Source organism: Nocardia sp. NRRL WC-3656, assembly GCF_000720265.1.
Classification (GTDB): domain Bacteria; phylum Actinomycetota; class Actinomycetes; order Mycobacteriales; family Mycobacteriaceae; genus Nocardia; species Nocardia nova.
The window spans coordinates 157,151-182,732 of sequence record NZ_JOJF01000005.1 but is presented as its reverse complement, the minus strand read 5'-3'; the positions used below and the strand labels follow the sequence as shown (position 1 = coordinate 182,732).

The following is a 25,582-nucleotide window of genomic DNA, read 5'->3' as shown; positions in this document are numbered from 1 at the left end:
ACACCTCATCGCATCCGGAACAGCCGCGCCGCATTGTCGTAGCAGACCGCGCGCACCCAGTCCGTGCCCAAGTCGAGTCGTTCGAGCGCTTCCAGCGCATGGGCGTAGGAGTACGGGATGTTCGGGAAGTCACTGCCGAACAGGATGCGCTCGCCCAGCTCGGACAGGCGCGAGTATTCGTTGCGCGGGAACGGGTTTCGCTCCTCGATGAAATCGGTGAACGACATCGTGGTGTCGAGGTGCACGTTGTCGTAGCGCTCGGCGAGGTCGAGGAACTGCGAGTATTCCGGCACGCCCATATGAGCGATGATCAGCGTCAGCCGCGGAAACCGCTGCAGCAGTGCCGCTATCGGTTCCGGACCGGTGAATTCACCCGGCGCCGGCCCCGAGCCACAGTGGATCAGCACCGGAATCCCGGCCTCGGACAGCAGCCCCCACACTTCGGTCAGCAACGGGTCGCCCGGATGATAGTCACCGACCTGGATATGCGATTTGAAGATGCGCGCTCCGGATTCGACCGCGGCGCTCACATAACTTCCGGCGCCGTGCTCGGGATAGAAGGTCGCGGTGTGCAAGCAGTCCGGGGTACGCGCGGCGAAGTCGGCCGCCCATTCGTTCAGCCACGCCGCCATATCGGGTTTGTGCGGATACACCAGGGAGGTGAACGCCCGCACTCCGAAGCCGCGCAGCGTATCGAGGCGCTGCTGCTCGTCGTCGCGATAGGTGATCGGCCACGGCCGTCCGATCAGCGGGCCCGCGGAATCGAAATACTCCCACACCTTGTGCAGCACCCGATCGGGCATGAAGTGGGTGTGCACATCGATGATTCCGGGCAACTTTATCCGGCTCCGGAATTGCGCGACCGCCGCCTGGTCACTCTCGTCTACCGTCACCGAACCTCCTGCGCCACCGGCGGATACAGCGCCGCCGCGAAATCACCGATCCGCTCGATCATGCGGTCGAAGAAGGCCGCCGGGTCGGTGCCGACCGCGATGTCGGCGTTGGGTGCGCGACCCCACATGCCCGCCCAATCGGCGACCGTGGTGCCGCGGGTGATCGTCCCGGCGAGCTCGACGTCCACCGTTGCCGGGCGCAACACCGCCAGGGTCGGTTCGAGCGCGACCGCCGCGGCGAACGGATCGTGCATATGTGCCAGGTACCCCTGGTCGTAATGCTGGTGGAACTCGAAGTAGAACCGCACCGCGTCGATCAGGAACCGCACGATCGGATTGGCCGCCTCGGACCGGAGGCCGGGCGGATCCCCGGGAGCCGGCATCGCGGCGCCGCCGCAGTGCGCTCGCTCCGCGATCCGCCGCAGATGGTCCGGGAACATCTCGATCGATTCGGTGATGTCGAGCGCGCAGACGATCGGCCGATGATCCTGCGGGGCGGCGGAGAACGCGTCGAAGACCACTTTGGCGGCCTCCGGGTCGACATGCACGTTCCACTCGTTGGTCGGGGTGGTGTTACCCGGATGCCGGAACGCGCCGCCCATGATCACCAGCCGCCGAAGCAGTTGCGGCAGCCGGGGTTCCAGGTCCAGCGCCAGGGCCAGGTTGGTCAAGGGCCCGGTGCACAGGCCCAGTACCGCACCCGGACGTGCCCGCACCGTGTCGACCCACAACTGCGCCGCCGAACGATCCGAGAGCGGGCGCGGCGAGGGCGGCAGTTCGGCATAGCCGATCCCGTGCGGACCGTGGGTGTCCTCGGTGGTCCGCAGCGGGATCGCCAGCGGCTGCGCCGCACCCAGTGCCACCTCGATGGCCGGCGCCCGGCACAGATCCAGCAGGGCCAGATTGTTCGCCGCGACCTGCGCGGTGGGGACATTGCCTCCGGTCGAGGCGATTCCGGCGATCTCCAGCTGCGGATCCGCCAGCAGATACAGCAGTGCCAGCGCATCGTCGATTCCGGTGTCTACGTCCACCATGATCGTCTGCCGCACGGTGCGAGACTAGCGGCCCGCCGCCGGCCCGCCCCGTCCGGCCTGTCGGCGGGCGAAACGATGCGGGCGAGGGTAGTTTCGACATGTCAATTCTCGTGTTGTGGACCGTGCGCGTTCCTCGCAGCGGCCTGGGGGTGTTTCGCCGGTGAGATTCGCGGACCGTTTCAACGAGGTCGTCTCGCAGTGGGAGCAGGCGCACGGTACCCGGATGACCAATCGCGCCTTGGCTTTCCGCGTGACCCAGGCCGGGCACCCGGTCTCGGCGACCTATCTGTCCCAGCTGCGGTCGGGTAACCGCGACAATCCGTCCCGAGCTCTGGTCGAAACCGTGGCCAGGGTGCTGGCGGTGGAATTGACGCGATTCAACGACGGCGGATCCGGTGATCCGGTGCCCGGTGACGACGTGGTGTCGGCGGCGGTGGACGATCCGGCGCTGCGGCGTCTGCTCACCACCGCGGCCGGGCTGTCCGCCTCTTCGATCGAATTGCTGTCGGATCTGGCCGCCAAGCTGCGGCTCGCGGAGGGGTTGGCGCCGGGCACGACGGCCCAGCTGTGACCCGTGCCTACCGTCCGGTCGTGGCGGCGGAAGTTTCGTACGTGGGCAGTTCATAGTCGTCGGTCTTGCCGAAGAACAGCTTCATCATGACCGGCCGCATCGGCTTCGACATCATGATCCGGTTGGCGGTTCGCCGCATGGATGTGCCGAATGCGCTGGGGGACAGCATCATATCGATCCCGCCGCCCGGGAGTTCCTTGGCCTTGTCGAGGAACGGGGTGACCTTCTCCTCGTAGCGGCGCAGCGCCGCGGAGACATCGGCCGGATCGGCCGCCAGCTCACCCGCGAGGATGTATGCGCCGACGAGCGCCATCGCCGTGCCCATCCCGGTCATCGGTGAGCCGCAGTAGCCGGCGTCGCCGACCAACGTCACGCGCCCGGCCGCCAGGGTGGGCATATCGATGCGCGCGAGTTCGTCGAAGTAGAAGTCGTCGGCCTCGGTCATCGCCGCCAGAATGGTCGGCGCGTGCCAATGCGGCTGCGAACCGACCTTCTCGCAGATCAGCCGCTGCTGTGCGGCGGTATCGCGGCGCAGCGCCGGATCGGGGTCGCCGAGCAGAGTGAGAATCGCCTTGGCGGTCGCGGGATCGCGGTCGGGCCGCAAGCCGACAGCGGCGGAAGGAACCAGCTGCATGGCGAACCAGCCGGGCGTGATCCCCGCCGGGGTCGGCATCGTGAAGAACGAGGCGTAGCCGCCGAGGAAGGTGCTGAACTGCTCCTCCGGGCCGAAGGCCAGCCGGCGGGTCGCCGAATGCACGCCGTCGGCGCCGACGACGAGGTCGAAGTGGCCGCTGCGTCCCGAGGCGAACGTCACCGTCACGTCGGTGTCGTCCTGGGTCAGCGATTCGATCCCCTCGCCGTAGCGGTAGTCCAGCTCACCGCCGGCCGCGGCGACGGCGTCGAGCAATACCTGGTTGAGGTCACCGCGGGTGATCTCGATGTCGGCCACCGGGCCCTTGCCCTCGAAATGTTCCATCGCCATGTTCGCGTAGGTGCGGCCCTTGTGGTCGATGTAGGAAATGCCGAGTTCTTCGAGCTGGTACTCGGCGATGCCGGGCATCAGGCCCATGCGCTCGGCCACCTCGCGGCTGGGTCCGCGCAGATCGACCGCCTGGCCGCCGGGGCGGGGAGCGGTGGCGCGCTCCACGACGGTGACCGCGACGCCCGCTCGAAGCAGTTGCAGCGCAACGGCATTGCCGGCGATGCCGCCGCCGGAGACCAGGATGTGCAGGGGGCGGGAGACGGTGTTCATGGGGCGATTCCTATCGTTTGGTCCGAACGTCTTAGACAAATGTGCCATACAGTTGGCACATCTGTCTAGTACAAATGTGTAAGACGTTGTAACCTGGGCTTATGGGTAATCGAGAGGATCTGTTGGCGGGGGCGAGGAAGGCGATTCTGGAGCGAGGTCTCGCCAAGGTGACCGCGCGCGATATCGCCGGCGCGGCCGGGGTCAGCCTGGCGGCCATCGGCTACCACTTCGGTACCAAGGATCGGTTGGTCGCCGAGGCCATCGCCGAGGCGACCGGTGACGAGATCGGCCGCGGTATGGAGGCGGCCATCCGGGACGCAGGGGAGGGGCGGACCCTGGCGCAGTCGCTGGAGGCCACGTGGAACGGCATGCTGGACGTCATCCAGAACCATCCGGACGAGCTGATTCTCAGCTTCGAGAACGGGGTGCGAGTGGCCCGGTCGCCGGAATCCCAGGAGTACTTCTCGGGTGCGACCGAGGAGGTGTATGCCGCACTCGTCGAGCCCCTGCGCGAAGTCCATCCGGAGCTGTCGGCCGGCGATGCCCGCGCCGTCGCCAAGCTCTATTTCGCGCTGTTCCAAGGTATGGCGCTGCAGTGGCTGATCGCGCCCGCGGGTGATCAGCTGACCGGCGACGACGTCGTCCGTGCGGTGCGAGCGATGAGCCGGGAATAGCTCGCGCGGGTGCGCTATTCGGCGACTGCGTGGTGAGAGCGGTACCGCCGCCGCCTACCGAGCCGGACGAAGCCGATCCACGACACCGCCACCAGCGCGACGACCAGTATGCGTACGAGATCCAGAGCGCTGCGGGGGTAGAGCACCCCGGTGATGTAGTAGTCGATGAAGCCGGTCGATGGTAGGCCGGCTTCGCCGCCGCGTTCCCGGGCCCACGTCTCCAGGTAGGTCAGGGGGCAGTCGACCCCGATGAGTACCGTGCTGAAACCCCAGGCCACCGCGGCGATATGGGTCCAGATCGTCCATCGCCACCGCCACGCGACGAATCCGCCGACGACGAGGTAGGCGATGAACAGAAAATGCACACCTGCGGTGGCATCTGCCAGCAGCCGGTACATCACGTAATCCAGATTAGGGCGCTTGTCGCCGGCGTGAGCGGGATTCGGGCATCGGCGCCTGCCGGGTGAACGACTGTGTCTCCCACGGCCTTCCGGTCGCGGCCGGCGATTCGGAGCCGGAAAGATACCGGTACGCACATATGCGCATTAAACGATTAATCACCTGACGTGGCTCTCGGCCAACACATGGGGGAGCGGCCCATATCGGACGAGGCCAACGACATGGGGAAAGGCGCCGTGGCCTTCCGCGGGGGGAGTACGGGCCGGCCGGCTGGGAGAGGGAAGCGCCTGCAGTGCCTTCGCCGCGAGGTGATTCGAGTCGTGTTGGAGCTGCAGGGATGTCCTCAGGCGCCTGGAAACCGCATTCAATATCGATACGTCGATATGCGCATCTAAACATGTATCGCTGCATACCACTCGGATACACCACAAACTCACGCCCACAGAACAGCCACGACAGGGCCGGGGGTCACCAGTTGGACGGTTCGTAGTCCTTGAGGAAGCAGCCGAAAAGGTCGTCGCCGTCTTCCCCGCGCACGATCGGGTCGTAGACGCGGGCGGCGCCGTCGACGAGGTCGAGGGGAGCGTGGAAGCCCTCCTCGGCGAGGCGGACCTTGGTGTAGTGCGGGCGCTCGTCGGTGATCCAGCCGGTGTCGACGGCGGTCATGAGGATGCGGTCGGTTTCGAACATCTCGCGGGCGCTGGTGCGGGTGAGCATGTTGAGCGCGGCCTTGGCCATATTGGTGTGCGGGTGGCCGGGGCCCTTGTAGCTGCGGCTGAACACACCTTCCATGGCCGAGACGTTGACGACGTACTTGCGGCGGGCCGGTGATGCGGCGAGGGCGGGCCGCAGCCGGGAGATCAGGAGGAACGGTGCGGTCGAGTTGCACAGCTGCACTTCGAGCAGTTCGGTGGCGTCGACCTCGGCGACGGTCTGCACCCAGCTGTTGGTGTGGGCCAGATCGGGTACCAGGCCACCGGCGTCGATCGCCAGTCCGCGCGAAATCCGTTCGGGGGTGGCCGATCCCGCGACCAGTGCGAGATCGGTGACCTCGGCGGCGGACAGGGTGGTCGGTGCCGGCACGGAGTTCAGAGACGTGGTGAGTGCGTTCGGATGGGCCTGGGTGGTGTGGCCGAAGGTGATGGTGTCGGGCAGTTCGCCGGCGGGGAGCGGGGCGGATTCGGCCTCGACGAGTGCGGCGTAGGCGCCGGCCGAGCGCCGGACGGTCTGGGCGGCGTTGTTGATGATGATGTCCAGCGGCCCCTGCGCGGCGACATCGTCGGCCAAGGCGACGACCTGGGCCGGATCGCGCAGGTCGATGCCGACGATCCGCAGCCGGTGCAGCCATTCGGCGCTGTCGGGCTGGGCGGTGAAGCGACGGATCGCGTCGTTGGGGAAGCGGGTGGTGACCGTGGTGTGGGCGCCGTCGCGCAGCAGTCGCAGGGCGATGTACATGCCGATCTTGGCGCGGCCGCCGGTGAGCAGCGCGCGGCGGCCGGACAGGTCGGTGCGGGCATCGCGTTTGGCATGGTTGCGGGCGGCGCAGTCCGGGCAGAGCTGGTGGTAGAACCGGTCGACGCGGGTGTAGCGCTGTTTGCAGATGTAGCAGGGCCGCGCGCGCAGCAGGGTGCCGGCGGCGTCGCCGTCGACGGACGTGGAGAGCGGGATGCCGGCGGTCTCGTCGTCGATGCGGTTCGGGGAGCCGGTGGCGGTGGCGGCGACCACCGCCCGGTCGGCGGCGGCGACGGCGTCGCGGGCCTGAGTGCGGCGGCGCCGCTTCAGTCTCTTGAACATGTGCCCGACCGCACGCTGCACCGCGATGGAATCGGGGTTGTCGTCGTCGAGCAGTGCGGCCTGGTCGAGGACGCGCAGGCAGATCGCGAGCTCCTCGGGATCGATGGTGTCCGGCAGGGGAGTGGTGGGCGCGTTCGTCGTGGTGTGCTCAGCCATCGTGCTGCCGGATGATCCTTCGTGTGCGGGGGATGTGCGACGCCTATTGTCGCATCGCGGCTCTCGGAGGCTGCCGGGGCTCCTCAGCGCGGGGTGTAGTGGATGGGCCGGTGGTCGGTGTGCTGATCGTCGATGAAGTTGGCGATGGCTTCGACGACCAGCAGGGGTTCGGTCAGCGGCAGCCAGGGATCGGCGGGCAGTTCGCGCAGCCAGAGGCGGTCGACGTCGCGGCGGATGTGGGCACGCAGGCTGGGCAGGGCGGCGGTGTCGGCCCGGTCGAGGATGAGTTGCACCGGCACGGCGGTGTGTTGCGGGCGCGGATGGCGCAGGTGGTGGGCGAGGTTGGCTGCGACGATGCGGGCGCCGGCCAGCAGGTCGGCGGGCCAGGTGGTGGCCTGCGGGAGGACCCGGGCGCGCAGGCGGGGCCAGTGCAGGAGGCGGCGGCCGAGGACCAGCCAGCTCAGGCGCGGGAGCCGCCACCAGGGGCTGCGGGGGCAGCGGAGATCGCGCAGTGCGAGGGCGAGATGGTCGAGGTGGGGCGCCGACAGCGCGGTCGCGGAGGCGATGCGGGTGTTGGCGCGCGGGTCGCCGAGGGCGTACCAGAGTTGGATCGCACCCCAGCCGTGGCCGGCGAGGTGGACCGGTGTGCGGGGGCTGACGGCGTCGAGGAGGGCGAAGAGGTCGTCGGCGAGGTGGGGCAGCCGGTAGCGGTAGGTGCGGGTGGGTGTGCTGGAGCGGCCGTGGCCGCGGACGTCGTAGGTGACCACGTGGAAGCTGTCGGCGAGTCCGGTGGCGACGCGGTTCCAGATGCGATGGGTGTCGGTGATGCCGGGGATGAGCACGATGGTGTCGGCCTGGGGGTGGCCGTATTCGTAGACGGCGAGGTCGCCGCCGGGGGCGGTGACGGTGCGGTGGCGGGAGGGGGTGCGGGCTGGGTTCATCGGTCTACCTCGTGAGCGCGGGGTCGGAGCCGCTCGTACTGCCGGTACGGTCAACGGTAGCGACAGTACGCGATCGGCTGTCGGTCGGCGGACCTCGGTGGGGTATCTACTTATTCAAGCCCTGTTTCGGCTGGTGTACGGGGCGGTCATCGATTTCGTACCGGCGGTACGTGTAACGTGGGTGCGACTGTTCGCTCGGCTGGGGAGGTGCCCATGGTGTCTCGGGTCGGCCGGCGAGCTGCCGCGCCTCGGGTCACGCGGGAGGAGATCGTCGATGCGGCGATCCGGGTGATCGACCGGGACGGCCCGCAGCCGAGTATGGACGACATCGCGCGTGCGGCGGGGATGACGAAGCCGCGGTTGTATCGGCAGTTCGCGGACAAGGCGGATCTGTACACCGAGATCGCCGATCGGATGTCGCGCGACGCGTTCGCGGCCGCCGGGCAGGATATGACGTTGCTGCTGCAGCCGCCGCGGCCCGCGCTGCGGCGGGTGTTCACCGCGTATGCGGCCGGAATTCTTCAGCACCCCAACGTCTTTCGGTTTCTGATGCAGGCGCCGGTGGTGCAGACGGCACAGGCGAGCAGGTCGGGGGGAGAGGCGGTGGGGGCGGTGCTGCAGTTCGATCTGGGGCGCGATGCGGCGCGGCGGTTCGCGAAGCTCGCGCAATCGATCGCGGAGGCGGTGCCGATCGAGACGGCGGGCCTGGACTATCTGGCACGGGCGGTCGTCGGCGTGGTGGTGGCGACGACGGATCTGTGGCTCGAGGGGGCGGAGGCGCCGCGGCGGAGCAGTGCGGATTTCGTCGCGGAGCTCACCGAGTTGGTGTGGTCGCTGATCGACGGGTTTCTGCGGCGGCAGCGGATCGTGGCGGATCCGGAGGTTCCGATTTTCAGCACGCTGGCGGAGGTGAATATCGCGCGGGAGGCGCACTGAACCCGCGTTGTTGACATGCCGCCAATAGTGCGCCAGGCTGGTGCGCGGGGCCGGTGCGGTCCGGTTCCGGGTACGAGACGAAGGAAGTAACGATGGCGCGCGCCGCGTGGAGCGACGATGAGGTCGAGGCCGTCCGGGATCTGGCGAAGACCTTTTTCGAGAAGGAAGTCCTGCCGAACGAGGAGAAGTTCGTCGCGCAGGGTCATCCGGACCGCGAGCTGTACAACCGGGCGGGTGAGCTGGGCCTGCTGTGTGCCGCGATTCCGTCCGAATACGGCGGTGGCGGTGGCACTTTCGCGCACGAGGCGGCGTTGATCGACGCGCAGTCCTATGCCGGGGACGGTTCACTGGGTATGCCGGTGCATTCGTCGATCATCGCGCCCTACATCCATCATTTCGGGACCGAGGACCTCAAGCGGCGGGTGCTGCCGAAGGCGGCCAGCGGTGAGATGGTGCTGTCGATCGGTATGACCGAGCCGGGGACGGGTTCGGATCTGCAGAACATCAAGACCCGCGCGGTGCGCGAGGGTGACGAGTACGTGATCACCGGGTCGAAGATCTTCATCTCCAACGGCTGGCTGTGCGACGGCATCATCATCGCGGCCAAGACAGATCCGACGAAGGGTGCGGCGGGTGTGTCGCTGATCTTCGCCGAGGTGAGCGATGAGACGCCCGGTTTCCGGCGCGGCCGGATCCTGAACAAGATCGGCGGCAAGGCGCAGGACACCGCGGAGCTGTTCTTCGACGGCCTGCGGGTGCCGGCGTCGAATCTGCTGGGTGAGGCCGAGGGGCAGGGCTTCTATCAGATGATGCAGCTGCTGGCGCAGGAGCGGCTGGTGACCGCGATCATGGCGGTGTCGATGATGGAGCGGGCGGTGGAGTTGACCGTCGAATACACCAAGGGCCGTGAGGCTTTCGGCAAGCCGCTGTTCGCGATGCAGAACACGAAGTTCGAGCTGGCCGAGTGCGCGACGATCGCGCGGGTGAGCCGTACGTTCCTGGATGATGCGATCGGGAAGCATCTGCGGGGTGAGCTGGATATTCCCACCGCTGCGATGTCGAAGTACTGGCTTACCGACCAGTTGGGTATTGTGGTGGACCGCTGTCTGCAACTGTTCGGTGGCTATGGATACATGACGGAGTACCCGATTTCCCAGCTGTACACCGGTGCGCGCGTGCTGCGCATCCTCGCCGGTTCCAACGAGGTGATGAAGGATCTCATTGCCCGCTCACTCTGAGACCACGACCCAGCCGGTGCCGGCCGATGCCGATTCGGCCCGGCGGCGCCGGCTGGAGCCGGACGAACGGCGCGCGCAGATTCTGGCCTGCGCCATCGAGATGTTCGGCGAACGTCCGTATGCGGCGGTGTCGACCGCTGAACTCGCGCAGCGCGCCGGGGTGGCGCGCGGGCTGATCAATCACTATTTCGGCAACAAGCGCGATCTGTATCTGGCGGTCGTGCGACGGATGGTGACGTTGCCGCGCGCCGATTACATGGTGATGCCGACCGGTACGCCGCGGGAGCGGGTGGATGCGAGTGTGTCGTGGCTGCTGGACACGATCAGCGGGTTGGGCAGTACCTGGGTGAAGGTGACCGGGCACGAGGGTATCGGGGACGATCCGGAGGTGCAGCGCATCCTGGACGAGGCCGACGACGCCGCGGCCGACCGGCTGCTGGAGATGGTGGGCCTGTCCGGGTCGGCGCGTGACGACGAGTTGCGAGCCCTGGTCCGCGCCTACAGCGGTATGGTGAAAACCGCTGGGCGCGAATGGATTACGCGCCGCAGCTTGAATCGTGAGCAGGTGCATCATCTGCTCGCGGATGTGTTGATGGCGTTGGTGCAGACCACGTTTCCGCGGATCGAACAGGCCCGCTGACGGCGCACCCGGCGCGGCGTGGTTCTCAGCCGGGGGTGCGGGCGCGGCTGGGTTGGACGCGCGGTGGTTCGTTGGGCATCTTCGGGTAGTTCGGTGGCCAGGGGGCGTCGAGCAGGCCGGAATCGAAGTCGCGGCGCGACATTTCGAGTAGTGGCTGGATCGATTGCGGCGTGCGGTCGGCCCAGGGGTCGCCGGATGCTGCCAGCCGCTCGGGGACCGTGGCGATGGTCAGTTCGTCGGGGACGATCGCATCGAGCGCGTCCCAGGCGATGGGGGTGGAGACCTGGGCGCCGACCTTGGGTCGCACGCACCAGGCGCCGAAGACGGTCTTGTGTGGCGCGTTCTGGTTGTAGTCGATGAAGACGCGTTGTCCGCGTTCCTCTTTCCACCAGTTGGCGGTGATCAGGTCGGGGTGGCGGCGTTCGAGTTCGCGGGCCATGGCGACCGCGGCGGCGCGGACCTGGTAGCCGTCCCAGACGGGTTCGAGGACGGCGTAGATGTGCAGGCCGCGGGATCCGGAGGTTTTGACGCGGGCGTCGATGCCGAGTTCGGCGAGCAGTTCGCGGGTGAGCACGGCGACGTGGCGCAACTCGTCGAAGCCGATGCCGGGGGAGGGATCGAGGTCGATGCGCAGTTCGTCGCTGATGTCGAGGTCGCCGATCTCGCCTTCGGTGCGGGCCGGAACGCCGCCTGCGGGAACGTGATTGGGCCAGACGTGGAAGCCGAGGCAGCCGAGGTTGACCGCCCAGAGGATGTGGGCGAGGTCGGCGGCGACCAGGGCGTCGCTGGCGGTGCCGTTGGGTGTGGAGACCTGCACGGTCTGCAACCAGTCGGGGACCGATTTCGGGACGCGTTTCTGGAACCAGGATTTGCCGCCGGCGCCGTCGGGATAGCGTTCGAGCAGCACGGGCCGGTTGCCGATGGTCCGCAGCAGTGGTTCGGCGACGGCCTGGTAGTAGCGCACGAGGTCGAATTTTGTTTCGCCGCGTTTGCTGAAATAGATCTTGTCCGGGTTGCTGATGCGGACGGTCACGCCGTCGGTGTCGATGTCGATGGCTTCGCTCACGGCTGGGCCTGCGCTTTCGCGGCGGTGAAGACGTCGGCGAGTTCGGCGGGCGCGACCTCTTCGAGTTGGGCGTAGGTGCACGATTGCGGGGTGCGGTCGTCGCGGAAGCGGACCAGGCGCCCGCCGTGGCGTAATCGCCCGGCCATGAGGTGTTCGTAGCGGACCTCGGCGACCAGTTCGGGTCGCAGTGGTTCCCAGGACAGGTCCTTGCCGCCGGTCCAGCGGCTGATGCCGCCGGGCATTTTGCCTTCGGCCTTGGCTTGTGCGGCGGCGTCGGCCCAGTTGCGCCAGGGATGGTTGTCGAGTGCGCCTTCGCGCAGCGGTGCGAGTTCGTCGACGAGTTGTTTGCGGCGTGCGGCGGTGAAGCTGCTGGCGACGCCGACGTGGTGCAGATGGCCGTCCTCGTCGTAGAGGCCCAGCAGCAGTGAGCCGACGCCCTGGCCGTCCTTGTGCCAGCGGAATCCGGCGACGACGCAGTCGGCGGTGCGTTCGTGTTTGACCTTGACCATGACGCGTTTGTCCTGCATATAGGGCAGGTCGCGGGATTTGACCATCACGCCGTCGAAGCCGGCGCCTTCGAATCGGGTGAACCAGTCCTGGGCGGTGTCGGGGTCGGAGGTGACGGGTGTGAGGTGGATGCCCTCGTGCGGGGTGTCGAGGATGGATTCCAGCAGCTGCCGGCGTTCGTGGAAGGGCCTGGTGGTCAGGTCCTCGTCGCCGAGGGCGAGCAGGTCGAAGGCGACGAAGCTCGCGGGTGTTTCGACGCTGAGTTTGTTCACTCGTGAGGCCGCGGGGTGCAGGCGGTTCTGCAGGACATCGAAATCGAGGCCGTGTTCGGTGACGACGACGATTTCGCCGTCGAGGACGCATCGCGGTGGTAGCGCCGCGTCCAGCAGCCGCACCACTTCCGGGAAATAGCGGGTGAGTGGCCGGTCGTTGCGGGAACCGAGTTCGATATCGGTGCCGTCACGAAAGACGATGCACCGGAAGCCGTCCCATTTGGGCTCGTAGAGGAGGGTGTCCTCGCGGGGCAGGGCGCCGGCGGATTTGGCCAGCATCGGTTTCACCGGCGGCATGACGGGCAGGTCCACGCGATCCTCCTCGGGTCGGTCTCACCCATGCCGACGGTGCGGGCGGGAGAAATTCATCGCCCGGCACCGTCGTCATGATCGTAGGCCGAGAGCCGCATCCGCGGTCGCGGGACATTCGCCCGGTCCGGTCAGTTCTCCAGCCAGCCGTGCTGGTCGGCGAATTCGGCGAGCCGGTCGCGGATGGTGATGATCTCGCCGGCGGTGAGGGCGGGACTGGCGTCGAGCAGCAATTCGGTGATCAGCCGTTTGTGTTCGGCGGCGGTGAGCTGGCCGGCGCCGCGGCCGCGATGCCGCGGTGGCGCCGGTGCGCCGCCGACCGCGGTCAGGTTGACCGCCTTGGGTCCTCGATCACCCTCGGTGACCTCGAATTCGAATACTCGCCCCTGCCGCAGTTCGTCCTCGTCCAATCCGATGTCGTTCACGTGAACGAATACGTCCGGCCCGCCGTCTTCGGGACGGATGAATCCGAACCCCCGAGAACTGTCGAAGGACACCAATTTCCCGATCGACACCTACACCTGCTCCTCATTGCCGTCCGTGTGCGGTCACTCTATCGGTGCCCCGGAGTGGTTGTCGGTGGAAAGAGCCTTTTGCAGTGAGTTGAATACCGTCAGTCCCTGCCCGACCATTCCGTTGACCAATTCGCCGACGCCGTCGGGGCCGTTGAGGACGGTCAGATTGGCGTTGGACAGGCCGAGCGCTGCCTGTTTGACGATTTCGGGCAGCTGCTCGATCAGCAACTGGTCCAACGCGATCCGGTTGTTGGAGGCCGCGGCCTCGGCCTGGATGCGGGTGCGGTCGGCCTCGGCCTGGGCGAGTACGCGCACGCGTTCGGCTTCGGCTTGGGCGGGTTTGACGACCTCGGCCTGCAGTTGCTGTTCGCGCAGCTGCGCTTCCTTGCGGGCGCGTTCGGCCTGGGCGGTGAGCACTTCCTGCAGGGCGATGGCTTCGGCGAGGGGGCCGGCCTGACCGGCCTCGGCTTTGGCCTTGTCGATATCGCGCTGGTATTCGGCCTGCAGAATCGCGGTCTGGCGTTGATATTCCGCCTGTTTGCGCAGCGATTCCTGTTCGGCTTGGGCGGCGAGCTGGGCGGCGGCGGCCTGAGCGATCTGGGCGTCGCGCTGGACGGCGGCGTTGTGCGGTGCGGCGAGGGCGGCGATGTAGCCGAGGCCGCCGTCGTCGATGGACTGGATCTGGAACGAGTCGACCCACAGTCCGATATTGCTCATCTCCACCTTGGAGGCGACCAGGACCTCGTCGGCGAGTTTCTGGCGTTCGCGGATGATCTCCTCGACGGTCATGGAACCGACGATGGAGCGCAGATGGCCGGAGAAGATGCGCCCGGTCAGCACCGACATCTCGCGTTCCTGTTCGGACAGGAATCGTTGTGCGGCGTTGACCACGGACTGGGTGTCGTTGGCGACCTTGAAGGCGATGACCGCGCGCACGTCGAGCTGGATGGCCTGACGGGTGACGCAGCGTTCCTGGATCTCGGATTCGAACATCGCCAGCGATAGGTAGCTGACCTTGCGGAAGAACGGCATCACCCAGGCGCCGTGGCCGGTGATGACGCGGAAGGGGGCGTTGTCCTTGGCGCGGCCGCCGCTGATCAGCATGGCCTCGTCGGGATCGGGCACGTGATAGCCCAGCACTGGTGTCTCCCTTGTTATTTCGTTGTATCCCCACCCGGTCCGACATCCAGCGGGATCCACTCGACGACATCGACGATCCGGCCGGGATGCACCTCGACCACGAGTACGGTGGTGCCGGCATCCAAGGGTTCGGTGGATCGCGCGATGTACAGCTCGGTGCCCCCTCTGATCGCGACCAGGACCTCCCCGAGCATGCCTGCGCCCCGGATCGGCGATGTGAGCCTACCGGTCGAACCGAGTACCGGGTCTTCTATCGCGGGGAACTCCTTGCCGGACAACGAATGAACGGTTGGAGACCAATGTAGTGCGCGCGCCGGGAGCGCGCCCGCGGGCGGAAAGATAACGGTGGGAACGGACGAATCGGGCGCGAAAAGTTGGAGGTTTCGATATGGCCTCCCCTGGGAACGGGGGCTGGTCAAGCGATCGGTCACCTGGCAGGCTGAAGCGGTGACCTCTCCTCCGGATATTCCTGCGGCGACGTCGGATCCCGCTTCCGACACACTCGATGCCGCGGTGTTCAAGGTAGCCGGTGTGGTCGTGCTCGGCGCGATCATGTCGATCCTGGACGTGACCGTCGTAACCGTCGCACTGCCGACGTTCCAGCACGAATTCGACACCAGCTACGCCATCGCGGCCTGGACGATGACCGGCTACACCCTGGCCCTCGCCAGCGTGATCCCGCTGACGGGCTGGGCTGCCGACCGATTCGGCACCAAACGTCTCTACATCCTGGCGCTGACGTTCTTCATTCTCGGCTCGGTGCTGTGTTCCACGGCCTGGAACATCGAGTCGCTCATCGCCTTCCGCGTGGTGCAGGGCCTCGGCGGCGGCATGCTGATGCCACTGGGTATGACGATCATGACCCACGCGGCCGGACCGCAGCGGATCGGCCGCGTGATGGCGGTCCTCGGTGTGCCGATGCTGCTGGGGCCGATTCTCGGGCCCATTCTCGGTGGCTGGCTGATCGGCAGTTTCAGCTGGCACTGGATCTTCCTGATCAACCTGCCCGTCGGTGTGGTGGCGGTGATCCTGGCGGTCGTGGTGCTGCCGTCGGACCGGCCCGAACCCTCGGAATCGTTCGACTTCCTCGGGATGCTGCTCGCGTCACCGGGGTTGGCGCTGTTCCTGTTCGGTGTGTCCTCGATTCCCGAACAGCACACGGTCGCCTCGGCGCGGGTGCTGGTACCGGCCGCGATCGGCCTGGTGCTGATGGTCGGTTTCGTCTTCCACGCGCTGCGCACCGAACATCCGCTGATCGATCTGCATCTGTTCCGCAATCGCCAGCTGACCTTCGCCGTACTGACCGCGGTGTTCTTCGCGGTGGCGTTCTTCGGCTCCGCCCTGCTGCTGCCCAGCTATCTGCAGCAGGTGCAGGGTAAGTCGACACTGGTGACCGGATTGCTCATCGCACCACAGGGTCTGGGCGCGATGGTGACGATGCCTATCGGCGGCAAGCTGGTCGACAAGATCGGTCCCGGCAAGGTGGTGATGAGCGGTCTGACCGTCATCGCGGTGAGCATGCTGTTCTTCACCCAGCTCTCGGCCGACACCTCGCTGCCGCTGATGTGTGTGGCGTTGTTCGTGATGGGGCTGGGCATGGGCTGCACGATGATGCCGACCATGACCGCCGCGATCCAGACGCTGACCCACGCGCAGGTGGCCCGGGGTTCGACGCTGATGAACATCGTCAACCAGGCGGCCGGTTCGATCGGCACGGCGACCATGTCGGTGCTGCTGACCAATATGCTGGAGAACAAACCGCTGGCGCAGGCGGCGATCGGATCGCAGTTCGATCCGACCATCGCGCAGAAGGTGCCGCCCGAGCAGCTCGACACCGGCTTCGACCAGGCGGCGACCGCCTACGCGCACACCTACATCGTCGCCCTGGTGCTGGTTCTGGTGACGTTGATCCCGGCGGCGTTCCTGCCGCGCTCCAAACCGAAACTGCCCCAGGAAGATGCCGACGCACCGGTGCTGATGGGGCACTGACCGGCGAGGGCCGCCGAGCCCTCGTTCGCCCACCGCGTTCGTGCACCGGATGCACGAACGCACCGCATGCCGTCCGGGCGTGACCTTCGGGTCCGCCCCGGCGGCATGCGTCGTTTCCGCGCTGTAGCCCGAGACGCCTCGACACTGGTCGCTGCTGAATTGCTGCCAACGTTCCGGTGACAGTTGGATCACTTTGGATGAACCCGTGGCGTTTCGAGTTGTACGTTTGAATTCCCAGTTCAAATGCACTGACGAGCGGGTGAACGAAAGGGGCGGTCATGCCGTTGCGCAAGAGTTTGCTGGGATCGCGAACCGAATCGGTGAGTACGAAAACCGCCACGCCCGTTCGCGCCTCACTGACCCCGGAAGCGTTGACCACGGGCGGCCTGCTGCTCACCGGCGCCGGACTCGCCCTGCTCGGTCCGTTGCTCGCGGCGATGCTGATCCGCACGAGCGGGGCGGGCCGCACCGACGCGGCGGCGACGACACCGTTGGTCCTGGCGATGCTCGCCGTGATCATCGCTGTGGCGGGCGGTTTCGCCCTGTTCGTCTCGGCGTGGCGGCGGGCCCACACTCCGGCGCCGGGGCGGGTGCGCAGCGTCGCCGCGGTGCGGGCGAAATCCCTGCGTTCCGAATTCGACAGTGGCGGTGGGCTATGAGTATCGCCGATATCGAACGGGCGCGGCCCGATCGGCTGCGGTGCCGGCAACTGCGGATGCGGGCCGTGGTCGTGAACGAGTCCGGTTGCCGGGATGCGACCGAGGTGCTGCTGGAACGGGCGTATCGCCGCTGGTCGGGTCGCTCGGACTGCGATCATTTCCCGCCTGTGCAGCGCTGGCGCGCCGTCGAGCCGGGGTATCTGGACGGCGCCGAGTTGCTGCCGGGCTCGCTGATCGGCGCCGCGGCGGCGGGGCATCGTCCGCGTATTCGTGATTTGTCGCTGGGAGTGCAGGCCGCGCTCGTACTGTATTCGGGATGTCCGGCGCTGGTCGAGGAGACGGCGCTGCCGGGTTCGGGCCGCGCGGTGCTCGCGCCGGGACCGCGGCGTGGTCTGCTCGTCTCGGTCTACGGTCTGCCCGAGGACGATATGACGCTGGCCGAAAGCGTGCTGGCCGGATACGTGGGGCTGGGTGCGCTGGAAGTGGTGGAACGGTTCTCCCGGTGGCTGCCCGACAATGCCTTGCGCCCAACGGTATCGGTCCCCGCGCGTGCTGCGGGGACCGATCCGCGTGCCGTGGCGTGACCGCGCTCAGCTCGCCTGCGCCGGTTCGGGTTGCGCAGCCGGTTGCGCCGCGCGGTGGCGCAGCAGGATCAGGCCCAGCAGGGCGGCCGCGAGACTGAAACCGGCGCTGATCCATGCCCCGTAGGACATGGCGGTGGTGAACGCCGACTTGGCCGGTTCGCCGAAGCCGAGGGCGAAGGCGTTGCCGATGTTCTCGCGCGCCGCGTCGGGAGCATCGGCGGGCATGTGCGAGGTGAACACGCCCGCCAGCACACTGCCGAGCACCGCGATGCTGACCGCCATTCCGACCTGCTGGATGGTGTCGTTCATCGCCGAGCCGACACCGGCGTGTTCGAGCGGGATCGCGCTCATGATCGCGGCATAGGCCGCGGGACCGGCCAGGCCGCCGCCGATACCCATCACCAGCATGGAGGCCAGCACCCACGCGTAGCTGTCGGCGTTGGCGAGGATGACGAACGCGCCGGCCATCACTGCCAAGCCCGCGACGATCAGGGTCTTGTTGCTCAGCGTCTTGCCGAGCGTGGCGCCCAGCCCGTTGCACACCGTCGCGGCCACCGCGTACGGCAGCAGTGCCAGCCCGGCTTTCATCGGGCCGTATCCGAGGACGAACTGCAGGTACTGGGTGAGCATCAGCATGACCGCGCCCATGCCGAACACCATCAGCAGCAGCGTCAGGCAGGTGCCGGTGAAGTCGCGATTGCGGAATACCGCCAGCGGCAGCATCGGATGCGGGGAGCGGTATTCCCAGTAGGTGAATCCGGCCGCGGCCACCACCGCGAATGCGATGACGGGGATGTTCCATTCGCGTTCGATGATCACGTAGACGGTCGCGGTGAGCGCCGCGATCGACAGCAGCACCCCGACCAGGTCGACGGGACGCTGCTGCCCGTAGGTTTCGGGCATCAGTATCACCGCGGCGATGATCGCGACGATCGCGACGGGGATGTTGAGCAGGAAGACCGACCCCCACCAGAAGTGCTGCAGCAGAAAGCCGCCCAGGGTGGGGCCGAGCACGATGCCGACCATGGACACCGTGGACCAGCCGGCCATCGCCTTGCGGCGTTCGTCCTCCTCGAAGGTCGTCATCAGGATCGACAGTGTCGAGGGCATGAGCAGCGATCCGCCGACGCCCATGGCGGCGCGGGCGGCGATCACCTGCCACGGTTCGCCGGCCAGGACCGCCAGCAGTGACGCCGCGCCGAATACCGCGAGTCCGGTGATGAGCATGCGGCGGCGGCCGAACCGGTCGGACAGGCTGCCGGCGGTGAGCAGGAGTCCGGCGAAGACGAGGACGTAGGCGTCGAGGATCCACTGGATGTCGGAGGGGCTCGCGCCCAGTTCCCGGATCAGTGACGGAATGGCCAGGTTGAGGACGGTGCCGTCGATCATCAGCACCAGCAGGGACAGGCAGAGCACACCCAGGATCCACCAGCGGCGGGGATCGCGCGGGGAGGTCTCCGCGGGTTCTCGTACAGTGTTCGATTCCACTCGAGCAGCGTACGATAAACTCGAACAGTGTGCGAGGCAATTACAGTGGTGCCGTGACCAAACCGTTCAGCTCGGTGTGGACGCGGCAGGCCCGCCCGCCCAGGAGGTCGGGGCTGACCCGCGAACAGATCGTCGCGGCCACTGTGGAACTGCTCGACGCCGACGGCCTCGAGGCGCTGAGCATGCGCAAACTCGGCGCCCGCCTCAATGCCGGCGCGACCAGTCTCTACTGGTATGTGGCCAACAAGGACGAACTGCTGGAATTGGCGCTCGACGAGGTTTGGGGCCTGGTCAAGATCCCCGATCCCGACCGCACGAGCTGGCGGGAGGTGTTCACCACCTTCGCCTACAGCCTGCGCGCCACGATCCGCTCCCATCCGTGGGCGGCGAGTCTGCTGGGGCAGCTGCCCAGCGTCGGCCCCAACGCCTTCGCGCTCACCGACCGGCTGCGCCGCACCTGCCTGCGGGCCGGATTCGACGGCACCGACGTCTATCTGGCCAGCGCCCTGGTGATGAGTTTCATTCTGGGACAGGTGATTCCGGAGCTGACATACCGCAAGGCCGTCGGCGGTGAGGTCGACCACCAATCGGTGCTCGCCTCGATGGACCAGCTGGCCGCGGACTACCCGCAGCTGCGCGCCGACTACCGCGACGCGCTACCGCAGGATCCGGAAGTGGCGCGAGCGCTCGCATTCGACTTCGGGCTGGTCTGTGTCTTGGACGGGATGGCCGCGCGCCTGGGTGAAGCGCCCACGGCCGATCTGGGCCGCCCCGGCCCGGCGCCGGATACCGAGCAGCCGCACCCCGGAACTCAGCGGCGCACCCGATAACGCAGGTGGGTGACTCGGCTGCCCGCCACCACGACCGGATCCTCCAGCAGCTGCGGTGCGGCGCCGAGATGATCGAACATCGGTGTGCCGCCGCCGAGCAGCACCGGCACCAGATCGATCCAGAGCTCGTCGAGCAGTCCGGCCTCGAGCGCCTGGCGCGCCATCGTGCCGCCGTTGACGCCCACCGCCCGGCCGCCGGCGAGGGCGGCGGCGCGCTCGACGGCGGCCGCGATACCGTCGGTGACGAAGGTGAACGGCGCCCCGGGATGGGAGTCGATCCACTCCTGCGGAATGTGGTGGGTGACAACGACTATCGGCCGGTCGAACGGATGCACGCCGCCCCAGCCGTCGGTGAGATCGAACAGCCGGCGCCCGACCACGAACACACCGACCGCGTCGAGATAGGCGCTGACATGGTCGTAGTCGACGTCGGTCAGCGAGAACCGCACCTCCGGATGGGTACTGGGGTAGGTCTGGTCACCGGCCTCGTACCACGCGAACAGATGCTCGAATCCGGACTCCTCCGGCCCGGCGATATATCCGTCGAGGGACATGCTCGCCCCGCACACCACTGTCGCCATCTGTTCGCTCCTTCGGCTCTCGCGCCGCACTCGGCTCTCACCGAGACAGACGGCAGCCGCGCCCGGAAATCATCGGCGCCGGGGCGGGAGTCAGTCGCGATACATCGACCGGTAGGCCCCGATCACCGCGACGAGATGGTTCACCACCTGCTCGCGGTCGGCGCGCAGGGAGCCGTTGAGCCAGGCCGCGAACAGTCCGGCATTGCCCGAGGCCATGGTGACCGCCGCCATCCGCCGCCGCATCGGATCGCCGATATCGGTGAACAGATGATCCTGGATGAGCCGGGTGAACGTCGGCATCACCGCGATGGTGGTCTGGCCCAATCCGGTGCTCGAATACGGTTCGACCAGAAACAGCCGCGATTTGCGGGGATCGGCCAGCACCTTGTCGACCAGCACCGTCGCCAGTTCGCGGTCGCGGTCGGGGTCGGCGGCCGCGGCGAAGGAGGTCATCGGTTCGCGGAAGTCGTCGGCGACCTGCCGGTAGAGCACGTCGAGCAGATCGTCGCGGCCGGTGAAGCTTTCGTAGAAGTAGCGGTCGGTGAGGCCCGCGCGCCGGCACACCGCGCGCATGGTGACCGCGCCCGCGCCGGCCTCACCGATCAGGTCCAACGCGGCCTCCAGCAACGCGGTCCGGCGCGCCTCGCGGCGTTCGGTGAGCGTGGTACCACCCCAGATGCGGGTGTCGTTGTCGGCGGAGTCCTGACCTGTTCGCACGTTCCCGAGCCTAACGGGTGGGTTCAGCCCAGGATTTCGTCGACATAACACCAGCGCCATTTCTCGCCGGGCTCCACGCTGCGCATCACCGGATGCGTCGTGGCGTGGAAGTGCCTGGTGGCGTGATTGCCGACCGAGGAATCGCAGCAGGCGATATGCCCGCAGGTCAGGCACATGCGCAGATGCACCCACGTCAACCCCTCGGCGACGCATTCGGAACAGTAGTCCGGGTGGTCGGGGGTGTGGGTGTGCGGGGCGGCGACGAGGTGTTCGCAGCCGCCGGAGACCGGGGCCGCGAGCGGACCGGCGGCCTCGTCGTCGTCGGCCTCGCTGATCCGGTCGATCGTGGACTCTTCCAGATCGATCGCGGTCATCACCTGTTCGAGGACTTCGTGGTCGATACCGCCGCCGTCGCGGGCGCGCAGCACCGCCTCGCGTTCGGCGTGCAGCATCACCAGGCGCAGCCGCCGGTATTCGCCGCTGGGAGTGACGCGCACCGATTCCGCGCGCCCGAGCTGTTCCCACGCCGCGTGGGTGCGCCGCGCGACCCGGTCGCGCAGGCTCGCCACCACTTCGGGTGGGGTTTCGGGGGCGACCGCCTCGTCGAGGGCCTCGAGTCCGGCGGCGGTGGCCTGCTGCAGCAGCGCGGCCTCCTGCAGGGCGTCCTCGGCGCGGCTGGGACCGCGCAGTTGCAGCAGCCGCACCAGCGCGGGCAGCGAAATACCTTGCAGCAGTAGCGTTCCGCCGACCACGACGAGGGCGAGCAGTTTCAGTGTCGCCAGCTGCGGGGTGTCGTCGGGCAGCAGGGTGGCCGCGGCGAGGGTGACCACGCCGCGCATCCCGGCCCACGCCACCACCGCGGGACCGGTCCACGTGGGTTTGGGTTTGCCGCGGGGGCGGCTTTCGACGAACCACGAGAAGTAGGTGGCGGGGAAAACCCAGATCGGGCGCACCACGATGACGGTGACCAGCACCGCGAGAGCGGTGAACACGATGGTGGCGTGGTCGAGTCCGCTGTTCCAGGCGTCGTCGACGATATGGCGCACCTGCAGGCCGATCAGCAGGAATACCGCGCTCTCCAACAGGAATTGGATGGTGCGCCAGTTGGTGCGCTCGGCGACGCGCGAGGCCGCCGACTGCCACACCGGGGCACCCTGGCCCAGGATCAGACCGCACACCACCACCGCGATCACTCCGGAGGCGTGCGCGGCCTCGGCGGGCAGATACGCCGCGAACGGCGCCAGCAGCGACACACCCGTGTCCAGCACCGGATCGGTGATGCGGCGTCGCACCAGCACCAGCACCGCGGCCGCGGCGATGCCGATCACCGCGCCGCCGGCGGCCGCGTAGACGAAGTCGCCGCCGGCCTGCCACACACTGAAACTGCCCGCCATCGCCGCGATCGCGGTGCGCAACGCCACCAGCGCGGTGGCGTCGTTGAACAGGGATTCGCCCTCGAGCAGGGTGACGATGCGCCGCGGCATCCCGACCCGGCGGGCCACCGCGATGGCGGCCACCGCGTCCGGCGGCGCGACGATCGCGCCGAGGGCGACCGCGGCCGCGAACGGCACCGGCAGCAGCCGCCACACCACCGCCGCGACCGCGAAGGTGGTGGCCACCACCAGCCCGACCGAGAGCAGGGTGATCGAGACCTTCTTCGGTTTGAATTCCAGTAGCGAGGTGCTGATCGAGGCCGTGTACAGCAGCGGTGGCAGCAGACCCAGCAGCACCCACTCCGGATCGATATCGATCTGCGGGACGAACGGCAGGTAGGAGGCGACGACCCCGGCGACGGTGAGCAGCAGCGGTTCGGCCATGCCGATCCGGCGGGCCAGCGCCGCCAGCGCGACCGCCACGGCGAGCACGGCCACAACCCCGAACGCGATATGCACCCGCCCATCGTGCCAGTTACGCCTGGTCGTACGCGCATCCGGGCACCGGGGACGATCCGGGCGGGTGCGGCCGGTCGGCGCGCGGCGGCGGGGATCCGCATACTGGACACGATGAATGCGCTGCGGACCGGGATGTCGTCGGGACCGATCGTGCGCGGTCGGCCGCGGCGTACGGAATTGACGTTGTGTGCCGCGGCGGTGGTCGTGGTGGGGATCGCGGCGTGGATCATGTCCGCGGCCGCGGGTGGTGACGACGGCCGATCGCTGCAGTGGTCGTTGCTGGTGTTCGCCGCGTTGACGCTGCTGGCGCACCTGGCGGTGCGGCAGTTCGCCGTGAATGCCGACCCGGTGATCCTGCCGTGCGTGGTGTTGCTCAACGGGCTCGGGCTGGTGTTGATCGACCGGCTCGACCGGGCCGAGGCCGCGAGCGCCGCCGCCAAGGGGACGGCCGCGCCCTCTTCGGACGCCGCGCACCAATTGATCTGGACCGCAGCCGGTATCGCGTTGTTCGCGCTCGTGCTGGTGGTGGTGCGCAATCACACGCAGCCGGCGCGCTACGCCTACACGTGCGGGCTGGCGGGTGTGGTGGCATTGCTGATCCCGGCGGTGCTGCCCGCTCGCTTCAGCGAGGTCAACGGCGGTAAGAGCTGGATCCTGTTCTCCGGGTTCTCGATTCAGCCCGGCGAATTCGCCAAGGTGCTGCTGCTGATCTTCGTGGCGGCGTTCCTGGTGGCCAACCGCGATCTGTTCGGTGCGGCCGGGCGGCGGGTGCTGGGTTTCACGGTGCCGCGGCTGCGTGATCTGGGGCCGCTGCTGGTGGTGACGTTCGTGTCGGTGCTGGTGCTGGTGTACGAGAAGAATCTGGGGTTCTCGCTGCTGGTGTTCGGCACGGTGCTGGCGATGGTGTATATCGCGACCGGGCGGGCGTCGTGGCTGCTGATCGGAGTGGCGATGTTCGCGGTCGGCGCGGTGGTCGCCTATCAGCTGTTCGCGCACGTGCGGGTGCGGGTGCGGGTCTGGGAGGATCCGATGGCCACCTATTACACCAACGGCTATCAGATCGCGCAGGGGTTGTTCGGGCTGGGAACCGGCGGGCTGTGGGGGACCGGGCTCGGGGCGGGCCGGCCGCAGGAGGTGCCGTTCGCCAAAACCGACTTCATCATCTCCACCATCGGCGAGGAGTTGGGGTTGTTCGGGCTGACGGCGGTGATTCTGCTGTTCGGGGTGATCACCGTGCGCGGCTTCGCGGCGGCTCTGGCCACGCGGGACGCGTTCGGGAAACTGCTCGGCGGCGGGCTCGCGTTTTCGGTGGGCTGGCAGTTGTTCGTCGTCGTGGGCGGTGTGACGAAGCTGATTCCGCTGACCGGACTGACCACGCCGTTCATGTCCTACGGCGGATCGTCGCTGCTGGCCAATTACGTGATCGTGGCACTGCTGATCCGCATCTCCCACGACGGGCGCACCCAGGCCGCACCGGCCGCGCCCCCACCGGCGCCGATCGCCGAGGCCATGACCGAACACATCCGCCGGCCGCGCTCACGCTGACAACCGTTGCGCGGCAACGACTCGCGGCGCACGCTCACCGTGCTCGGCGGACGAGGTTGTCCGGAAGCCGGCCGGTGAGGAACCGCTCGATCTGGGCGGCGGCCACCGCGTAGGCGCGGATCGTGCTGTGGCTGCCGGTGCCGGCGACATGCGGGGTGAGAAACAGCCCCGGCGCACCCCACAGCGGATGATCCGGCGGCAGCGGTTCGGGATCGGTAACATCGAGCGCGGCGCGCAACCGATGCGAATACAGTTCGGCGAAAAGGGCTTCGGTGTCGACCACCGGCCCGTGCGAGACGTTCACCAGAATCGCGCCGTCGGGCATGCGGGCCAGCATCGAGGCGTCGGCGAGTCTGCGGGTGCGGGCGGAATCCACCGCGAGTACCACGATGTCGTGGCGAGGCAGCAGTGCGGGTAGCTCGTCGACCGGATACCCGCCCGCCCGCGCGGTACTCGCCACCACCGTCACCGGAGTCCGGAAGGGCGCCAGCGCGCGGGCCAGGGCATCGGCGAGGTCGCCGGCGCCGACGATGAGCACCTTCTTCCCGTACAGGGTGTCGGTGGGGCGGGTGGCCCACCGGCGTTCCTGCCGGGCACGGGCGAAGACCGGGAAGTCGCGGCACAGCGTGATCAATGCTCCCAGAACCCATTCGGCCACCCCGGCGTCGTGCGCGCCGCGCGCATGCGACAGCAAAACCCCTTCGGGCAATGCGCCCGCCCAGCCGTCGGCGCCCGCGGTGAGCAGTTGCACCAGACCCAGTTCCGGAAGCCGGTGAGCCAGCGCGACGGTGTCGGCGCCGGCCGGGAAATCGGGAATCAGCACCCGCGCCGCCTCGGCGCCGGGCGGCAACACATCGTGGCGATAGTGCAGGGCGGTCACACCGTCGAGATGCGCCAGGGCCGACACCCCGATCTCGTGTGGCACCAGCACCGTCACCGCCATACCGAATCACGGTAGCC

General features: G+C 67.9%; 26 protein-coding genes. 10 read left to right on the top strand and 16 right to left on the bottom strand.

Annotated elements, in window-relative coordinates; translation table 11 throughout:
• Positions 1 to 5: 5 nt before the first annotated feature.
• Together IG65_RS0109540 and IG65_RS0109535 are read right to left on the bottom strand one after the other, a co-directional pair.
• Entirely contained in the window at positions 6 to 893 is an 888-nt protein-coding gene (locus IG65_RS0109540) for an amidohydrolase family protein (RefSeq protein ID WP_030514495.1), read from the bottom strand.
• Positions 890 to 1,927 (bottom strand): nucleoside hydrolase, encoded by a 1,038-nt coding sequence (locus IG65_RS0109535; protein WP_030514494.1) that lies wholly within the window; start codon positions 1,925 to 1,927, stop codon positions 890 to 892. Before IG65_RS0109535 ends, IG65_RS0109540 begins: the two co-directional genes overlap by 4 nt.
• A 160-nt stretch (positions 1,928 to 2,087) precedes the next feature.
• Here IG65_RS0109535 and IG65_RS0109530 point away from each other — a divergent pair, with 160 nt between their 5' ends.
• Complete coding sequence (locus IG65_RS0109530) at positions 2,088 to 2,498, top strand: hypothetical protein (RefSeq protein WP_051755644.1); 411 nt, start codon at positions 2,088 to 2,090, stop codon at positions 2,496 to 2,498.
• Positions 2,499 to 2,505: 7 nt separating this feature from the next.
• Here the strand turns inward: IG65_RS0109530 and IG65_RS0109525 are convergent, their stop codons facing one another.
• Positions 2,506 to 3,750: an FAD-dependent monooxygenase gene (locus IG65_RS0109525; RefSeq protein ID WP_030514492.1), complete on the bottom strand. Its 1,245-nt coding sequence runs from the start codon at positions 3,748 to 3,750 to the stop codon at positions 2,506 to 2,508.
• Between the two features lie 101 nt (positions 3,751 to 3,851).
• Between IG65_RS0109525 and IG65_RS0109520 the strand changes: the two genes are divergently transcribed.
• Complete coding sequence (locus IG65_RS0109520) at positions 3,852 to 4,424, top strand: TetR/AcrR family transcriptional regulator (RefSeq protein WP_030514491.1); 573 nt, start codon at positions 3,852 to 3,854, stop codon at positions 4,422 to 4,424.
• 14 nt (positions 4,425 to 4,438) lie between these two features.
• Here IG65_RS0109520 and IG65_RS0109515 read toward each other — a convergent pair whose 3' ends face one another.
• The 3 genes from IG65_RS0109515 to IG65_RS34540 form a co-directional block, all read right to left on the bottom strand.
• A complete protein-coding gene (locus IG65_RS0109515) occupies positions 4,439 to 4,822 on the bottom strand; it encodes a DUF2784 domain-containing protein (protein ID WP_228796943.1) in 384 nt (127 codons plus the stop codon).
• A 469-nt stretch (positions 4,823 to 5,291) separates the two neighbouring features.
• The gene (locus tag IG65_RS0109510) at positions 5,292 to 6,773 is read right to left on the bottom strand and encodes an SDR family NAD(P)-dependent oxidoreductase (RefSeq protein ID WP_051755642.1); all 1,482 of its coding nucleotides are present in this window, start codon (positions 6,771 to 6,773) and stop codon (positions 5,292 to 5,294) included.
• A gap of 83 nt (positions 6,774 to 6,856) precedes the next feature.
• On the bottom strand, positions 6,857 to 7,714 hold the full coding sequence (locus IG65_RS34540; RefSeq protein WP_051755640.1) for an alpha/beta fold hydrolase: 858 nt from the start codon (positions 7,712 to 7,714) through the stop codon (positions 6,857 to 6,859).
• 213 nt (positions 7,715 to 7,927) lie between these two features.
• On the opposite strand from IG65_RS34540, the gene IG65_RS0109500 reads away from it, so the two are divergent.
• The 3 genes from IG65_RS0109500 to IG65_RS0109490 all read left to right on the top strand — a co-directional run bounded on the left by IG65_RS0109500 (position 7,928) and on the right by IG65_RS0109490 (position 10,528).
• Complete coding sequence (locus IG65_RS0109500) at positions 7,928 to 8,650, top strand: TetR/AcrR family transcriptional regulator (protein ID WP_036523827.1); 723 nt, start codon at positions 7,928 to 7,930, stop codon at positions 8,648 to 8,650.
• Positions 8,651 to 8,742: 92 nt separating this feature from the next.
• The gene (locus tag IG65_RS0109495; RefSeq protein ID WP_030514486.1) at positions 8,743 to 9,888 is read left to right on the top strand and encodes an acyl-CoA dehydrogenase family protein; all 1,146 of its coding nucleotides are present in this window, start codon (positions 8,743 to 8,745) and stop codon (positions 9,886 to 9,888) included.
• Positions 9,872 to 10,528, top strand: a complete 657-nt coding sequence (locus IG65_RS0109490) for a TetR/AcrR family transcriptional regulator (protein WP_051755639.1) — start codon at positions 9,872 to 9,874, stop codon at positions 10,526 to 10,528. The genes IG65_RS0109495 and IG65_RS0109490 overlap by 17 nt, the downstream gene beginning before the upstream one ends.
• Positions 10,529 to 10,553: 25 nt before the next feature.
• On the opposite strand, the gene IG65_RS0109485 is transcribed toward IG65_RS0109490, so the two are convergent.
• The 5 genes from IG65_RS0109485 to IG65_RS0109465 all read right to left on the bottom strand — a co-directional run bounded on the left by IG65_RS0109485 (position 10,554) and on the right by IG65_RS0109465 (position 14,531).
• Positions 10,554 to 11,594 (bottom strand): DNA polymerase domain-containing protein, encoded by a 1,041-nt coding sequence (locus IG65_RS0109485; protein WP_030514484.1) that lies wholly within the window; start codon positions 11,592 to 11,594, stop codon positions 10,554 to 10,556.
• Positions 11,591 to 12,685 carry an ATP-dependent DNA ligase gene (locus IG65_RS0109480; protein WP_030514483.1) on the bottom strand — a complete coding sequence of 365 codons (1,095 nt, stop codon included), beginning with the start codon at positions 12,683 to 12,685 and terminating at the stop codon, positions 11,591 to 11,593. The genes IG65_RS0109485 and IG65_RS0109480 overlap by 4 nt, the downstream gene beginning before the upstream one ends.
• Before the next feature lie 128 nt (positions 12,686 to 12,813).
• Positions 12,814 to 13,197 carry a cold-shock protein gene (locus tag IG65_RS0109475; protein WP_030514482.1) on the bottom strand — a complete coding sequence of 128 codons (384 nt, stop codon included), beginning with the start codon at positions 13,195 to 13,197 and terminating at the stop codon, positions 12,814 to 12,816.
• A gap of 33 nt (positions 13,198 to 13,230) precedes the next feature.
• Entirely contained in the window at positions 13,231 to 14,337 is a 1,107-nt protein-coding gene (locus IG65_RS0109470) for a flotillin family protein (protein ID WP_030514481.1), read from the bottom strand.
• A 14-nt stretch (positions 14,338 to 14,351) separates the two neighbouring features.
• Entirely contained in the window at positions 14,352 to 14,531 is a 180-nt protein-coding gene (locus IG65_RS0109465; RefSeq protein WP_104362599.1) for a hypothetical protein, read from the bottom strand.
• Positions 14,532 to 14,784: 253 nt separating this feature from the next.
• On the opposite strand from IG65_RS0109465, the gene IG65_RS0109460 reads away from it, so the two are divergent.
• The 3 genes from IG65_RS0109460 to IG65_RS0109450 all read left to right on the top strand — a co-directional run bounded on the left by IG65_RS0109460 (position 14,785) and on the right by IG65_RS0109450 (position 17,569).
• Positions 14,785 to 16,326 carry a DHA2 family efflux MFS transporter permease subunit gene (locus tag IG65_RS0109460; RefSeq protein ID WP_030514479.1) on the top strand — a complete coding sequence of 514 codons (1,542 nt, stop codon included), beginning with the start codon at positions 14,785 to 14,787 and terminating at the stop codon, positions 16,324 to 16,326.
• A gap of 278 nt (positions 16,327 to 16,604) precedes the next feature.
• Positions 16,605 to 16,985: a hypothetical protein gene (locus tag IG65_RS0109455; protein WP_030514478.1), complete on the top strand. Its 381-nt coding sequence runs from the start codon at positions 16,605 to 16,607 to the stop codon at positions 16,983 to 16,985.
• Positions 16,982 to 17,569, top strand: coding sequence for a hypothetical protein (locus tag IG65_RS0109450; protein WP_030514477.1), 588 nt, complete (start codon positions 16,982 to 16,984; stop codon positions 17,567 to 17,569). Before IG65_RS0109455 ends, IG65_RS0109450 begins: the two co-directional genes overlap by 4 nt.
• A 6-nt stretch (positions 17,570 to 17,575) precedes the next feature.
• Here the strand turns inward: IG65_RS0109450 and IG65_RS0109445 are convergent, their stop codons facing one another.
• On the bottom strand, positions 17,576 to 19,057 hold the full coding sequence (locus IG65_RS0109445; protein ID WP_030514476.1) for an MFS transporter: 1,482 nt from the start codon (positions 19,055 to 19,057) through the stop codon (positions 17,576 to 17,578).
• Positions 19,058 to 19,110: 53 nt separating this feature from the next.
• On the opposite strand from IG65_RS0109445, the gene IG65_RS0109440 reads away from it, so the two are divergent.
• Positions 19,111 to 19,887, top strand: coding sequence for a TetR/AcrR family transcriptional regulator (locus IG65_RS0109440; protein ID WP_051755675.1), 777 nt, complete (start codon positions 19,111 to 19,113; stop codon positions 19,885 to 19,887).
• Here IG65_RS0109440 and IG65_RS0109435 read toward each other — a convergent pair.
• The 3 genes from IG65_RS0109435 to IG65_RS0109425 form a co-directional block, all read right to left on the bottom strand.
• Positions 19,869 to 20,468 (bottom strand): dihydrofolate reductase family protein, encoded by a 600-nt coding sequence (locus IG65_RS0109435; RefSeq protein ID WP_030514474.1) that lies wholly within the window; start codon positions 20,466 to 20,468, stop codon positions 19,869 to 19,871. The two genes, IG65_RS0109440 and IG65_RS0109435, sit on opposite strands and share 19 nt — an antisense overlap.
• A gap of 90 nt (positions 20,469 to 20,558) precedes the next feature.
• Positions 20,559 to 21,185, bottom strand: a complete 627-nt coding sequence (locus IG65_RS0109430; protein WP_030514473.1) for a TetR/AcrR family transcriptional regulator — start codon at positions 21,183 to 21,185, stop codon at positions 20,559 to 20,561.
• 23 nt (positions 21,186 to 21,208) lie between these two features.
• Entirely contained in the window at positions 21,209 to 23,077 is a 1,869-nt protein-coding gene (locus IG65_RS0109425) for a Na+/H+ antiporter (protein WP_030514472.1), read from the bottom strand.
• Positions 23,078 to 23,188: 111 nt separating this feature from the next.
• Between IG65_RS0109425 and IG65_RS0109420 the strand changes: the two genes are divergently transcribed.
• Positions 23,189 to 24,622, top strand: a complete 1,434-nt coding sequence (locus tag IG65_RS0109420; protein WP_030514471.1) for an FtsW/RodA/SpoVE family cell cycle protein — start codon at positions 23,189 to 23,191, stop codon at positions 24,620 to 24,622.
• A 34-nt stretch (positions 24,623 to 24,656) separates the two neighbouring features.
• On the opposite strand, the gene IG65_RS0109415 is transcribed toward IG65_RS0109420, so the two are convergent.
• Positions 24,657 to 25,565, bottom strand: a complete 909-nt coding sequence (locus IG65_RS0109415) for an NAD(P)-dependent oxidoreductase (protein ID WP_030514470.1) — start codon at positions 25,563 to 25,565, stop codon at positions 24,657 to 24,659.
• Positions 25,566 to 25,582 lie beyond the last annotated feature (17 nt).

Coding starts and splice junctions, on each gene's coding strand:
- IG65_RS0109535 (WP_030514494.1), bottom strand. CDS start 1,927: ATGGTGGACGTAGACACCGGAATCGACGATGCGCTGGCACTGCTGTAT.
- IG65_RS0109525 (WP_030514492.1), bottom strand. CDS start 3,750: ATGAACACCGTCTCCCGCCCCCTGCACATCCTGGTCTCCGGCGGCGGC.
- IG65_RS0109520 (WP_030514491.1), top strand. CDS start 3,852: ATGGGTAATCGAGAGGATCTGTTGGCGGGGGCGAGGAAGGCGATTCTG.
- IG65_RS0109515 (WP_228796943.1), bottom strand. CDS start 4,822: ATGTACCGGCTGCTGGCAGATGCCACCGCAGGTGTGCATTTTCTGTTC.
- IG65_RS0109510 (WP_051755642.1), bottom strand. CDS start 6,773: ATGGCTGAGCACACCACGACGAACGCGCCCACCACTCCCCTGCCGGAC.
- IG65_RS34540 (WP_051755640.1), bottom strand. CDS start 7,714: ATGAACCCAGCCCGCACCCCCTCCCGCCACCGCACCGTCACCGCCCCC.
- IG65_RS0109500 (WP_036523827.1), top strand. CDS start 7,928: ATGGTGTCTCGGGTCGGCCGGCGAGCTGCCGCGCCTCGGGTCACGCGG.
- IG65_RS0109495 (WP_030514486.1), top strand. CDS start 8,743: ATGGCGCGCGCCGCGTGGAGCGACGATGAGGTCGAGGCCGTCCGGGAT.
- IG65_RS0109465 (WP_104362599.1), bottom strand. CDS start 14,531: ATGCTCGGGGAGGTCCTGGTCGCGATCAGAGGGGGCACCGAGCTGTAC.
- IG65_RS0109455 (WP_030514478.1), top strand. CDS start 16,605: ATGCCGTTGCGCAAGAGTTTGCTGGGATCGCGAACCGAATCGGTGAGT.
- IG65_RS0109450 (WP_030514477.1), top strand. CDS start 16,982: ATGAGTATCGCCGATATCGAACGGGCGCGGCCCGATCGGCTGCGGTGC.
- IG65_RS0109435 (WP_030514474.1), bottom strand. CDS start 20,468: ATGGCGACAGTGGTGTGCGGGGCGAGCATGTCCCTCGACGGATATATC.
- IG65_RS0109420 (WP_030514471.1), top strand. CDS start 23,189: ATGAATGCGCTGCGGACCGGGATGTCGTCGGGACCGATCGTGCGCGGT.
- IG65_RS0109415 (WP_030514470.1), bottom strand. CDS start 25,565: ATGGCGGTGACGGTGCTGGTGCCACACGAGATCGGGGTGTCGGCCCTG.